We start from the raw sequence: 3,419 nt of genomic DNA on the forward strand, positions 1-3,419 counted from the left end.
GGCACCAGGACGGCGGCGGAGTAGTAGGTGCTGACCAGGTACGAGATGATCGCCTGCTCGCTGATGCCCATGAAGCGCACCGACAGGCCCGGCTCGTACTCCTCCGGCAGGCCGGTCTGGTGCAGGCCGACGACGCCCTGGTTGTCCTCGCCGGTGCGCATGGCGAGGATCGAGCTGGTGCTGTCCTTGCTGATGGGGATCTTGTTGCAGGGCAGGATCGGGACGCCTCGCCACGCCGGGACCTGCTGTCCGCCCAGGTCGACATGGGTCGGGTAGAGCCCGAAGGCGTTCAACTCGCGCCCGATCGCGGCGATCGTCTTCGGGTGGGCGAGGAAGAGCTTGGTGCCGCGGCGGCGGCAGAGCAGCTCGTCGAGGTCGTCCGGGGTGGGCGGGCCGGAATGGGTCTGAATCCGCTGCTTGAAGGCGGCGTTGTGGAGCAGACCGAACTCCCGGTTGTTGATCAGCTCGTGCTCCTGGCGCTCGCGCAGCGCCTCGATGGTGAGCCGGAGTTGCTCCTCGGTCTGGTTCATCGGCTCGTTGTAGAGGTCGGCGACCCTCGTGTGGACCCGCAGAACGGTCTGTGCGACGGAGAGTTCGTACTCGCGCGGGTTGAGTTCGTAGTCGACGAAGGTGCCAGGCAGCCCGATTTCCCCGTGGTGACCGGCCGACATCGCGATGTCGGCCTCGCCGTGCCGGTTCTGCCGCTGCTGGGGAATTGAGCTGAACCGTTCGACGTGCGCCTGGAGGTTCGGCGCCGTGGCCAGCACCGCGGCGAAGTCGGCACGGGACAGGGTGAGCAGGGTGCCGGAGGTCTCGGCCGTGGCCGTGCAGTCCCAGCTGCCGTCGTCGTCCAGAAGGGCGCTCTCACCGAACCGGTCACCGTCGGCGAGCACGGCGACGCGGACCTCGTCGTCGTACTTGCCGACGGAGGTCTGGTGGATCCGGCCGTGGGCGATCAGGTGGATCTGCTCGGCCGGGGTACCGCGCTCGACCAGCACGTCGCCCGCGCGGAAGTCGCGCTGCACGCAGCGGCCGGCGAGCGCGGTCAGTACCTCGACGTCCTCGAAGCCGCGCAGCAGGGCCAGTTCGCCGAGCTCACGGGGGATCACCCTGACCTCGGTACCGTCCTGGATGAACTCGATGCACCCGTCGCCGACGGTGTAGCTCAGCCGACGGTTCACCCGGTAGGTGCCGCCCTTGACCTCGACCCAGGGGAGCGCCCGCAGCAGCCACCGAGAGGTGATCCCCTGCATCTGCGGGGCGGTCTTGGTCGTGGTGGCGAGGTTGCGGGCGGCTGCGGTGCTCAGGCTGGACTGTGGAGGCGGGTCCAGCTGCGGTTCCGGGCTGGTCTCAGTGGTCATCGGGCGAGCTCTCCTTCGCGAGGGTGTGAGGGGCGTACGGCGGCGCCAACCGACGAAAGGCGAAAAGAGGGGTGAATCGCTGGGAATCCGTCCAGATCTCGGGGAACACTAACGGCCGTCGCGCCCGGCTCGCCCCTGAGGCCGTGGGAGTTACCTCGATGTGGTGTTCTTGCTCTGTGCCATGTTTGTCGGAACGACCGACGAGATCTGGCCGCCTCTGGCGGAGAGCATGTTCGGCGCACGGCACGGCACGGCCACCCACCCCCCGGTTTTCAGAACAGCTGCCAACTGCTGCCAACTCTGCTGCGGTGGCCGGCAGCGGCTGCTTCCCTGGCCCTAGTGACGGCTGGCCGGGCGGCGGCCCGGGGGCTGTTTCGGCTCGGGGCGGCGGGGCGGGCGCCGGACCTTGCGGGTGCGGGGCTCCTCACAGTCCACGGTGAAGTGTTCGCCGTAGTGGCAGATTTCCATCGGTGACCCCTCGACCAGGGTGTAGGTGGCGACGGAGCCGCGGATCTCGACCCGCAGCCGCCGCCCCAGCACCTGCACCGTGAAGGCGAGCCTGCTGAGCCGTTCCGGCAGCTTGGGCGCGAACTCCAGGGTGCCGTTGTGGTGCCGCATGCCGCCGAATCCCGCCACCAGCGCGATCCAGGTGCCGGCGAGCGAGGCGATGTGCAGACCGTCGCGGGTGTTGTTCTCCAGGTCGGCCAGGTCCATCAGGGCCGCCTCGCCCAAGTAGTCGTAGGCGAGCCGCAGATGGCCGACTTCGGCGGCCATGACCGACTGCCAGCACGCGGAGAGCGAGGAGTCCCGTACGGTCAGCTGCTCGTAGTAGTCGAAGTTACGTGCCTTCTGCTCTTCGTCGAAGGCCTCCCCGTGCCGGTACATGGCCAGTACCAAGTCGGCCTGCTTGACCACCTGCTTGCGGTACAGGTCGAAGTAGGGGAAGTGCAGCATCAACGGGTACTGGTCCGGCCGGGTGTTGGCGAAGTCCCACAGCTTGTGGCCGGTGAAGCCGGCCGACTGCTCGTGCACGCCGAGGTCTTCGTCGTACGGCAGCGCGACGGCGTCCGCCGCGTCCCGCCAGGCGGCCGCCTCCTCGTCGTCGACGCCGAAGGCGGTGGCTTCTTCCGGGTGCCGCTCGGCGGCGTCCGCCGCGTTCCGCAGGTTCGCCCGCGCCATCAGGTTCGTGTAGACGTTGTCGTCCGCGATGGCGCTGTACTCGTCGGGGCCGGTGACCCCGTCGAAGTGGAAGGCGCCCTGGTGGTCGTGGTGGCCGAGCGAGTGCCACAGCCGGGCCGTCTCCACCAGGATCGGCATCCCCGTCTCCCGCTCGAAGCGGCTGTCGCCGGTGGCGGCCACGTAGCGCACCACCGCGTCGGCGATGTCGGCGTTCACATGGAAGGCGGCGGTGCCGGCCGGCCAGTACGCCGAGCACTCCGATCCGTCGATCGTCCGCCACGGGAACGCCGCGCCCCGCAGGCCCAGTTGCTTCGCGCGGTCCCGGGCGGCGGGCAGCGTGTCGTAGCGCCAGCGCAGCGCCTCGGCGACCGATTGCGGTGAGGTGTAGGTGAGCAGCGCCAGCACGAACGTCTCGGTGTCCCAGAAGGAGTGCCCGTCGTAACCGGAACCGGTAAGACCCTTCGCCGGGATCGCGCGCTGCTCGGCGCGGGCACCGGCCTGCAGGACGTGGAAGAGGGCGAAGCGGACGGCCTGCTGGATCTCCGCGTCGCCGTCCACCTCCACGTCCGAGCGCGCCCAGAAGTCGTCCAGGTACGTGCGCTGCTGGTCGACCAGACCGTCCCAGCCGGTGCTGCGCGCGGCGGCCAGCGCCGCGTCCACCTGGTCGCGTACGGCGGGCAGCGAGCGGACGCTCGACCATCCGTAGGAGACCGTCTTCTCCAGCCGCAGCGACTCACCGGGCTTCAGCACCGACGTGACGGTGAGGCGGCTGACGTTCTCGCCGCTCTCGCTCGACGTGCGGGTGGAGTCCGGGCCGTCGACGACGTGGTCGGCCGCCGCGGCGACCCGCTGGCCGCTGCGGCTGGTGCGGTGCACCAG

At 69.7% G+C, this 3,419-nt stretch carries 2 protein-coding genes; both read right to left on the reverse strand.

Annotated features, from left to right (window positions below; all coding sequences use genetic code 11):
- The coding region (locus ACRDP3_RS19725) for a family 2B encapsulin nanocompartment shell protein (RefSeq protein ID WP_431518293.1) at positions 1-1,361 on the reverse strand (1,361 nt) is incomplete at its 3' end.
- Between the two features lie 336 nt (positions 1,362-1,697).
- Positions 1,698-3,419: glycoside hydrolase family 65 protein (locus tag ACRDP3_RS19730; protein WP_431518294.1), on the reverse strand; the 1,722-nt coding region annotated here is incomplete at its 5' end.

Origin of the sequence: Streptomyces sp. (genome assembly GCF_050698815.1) — a bacterium.
Taxonomy (GTDB): domain Bacteria; phylum Actinomycetota; class Actinomycetes; order Streptomycetales; family Streptomycetaceae; genus Streptomyces.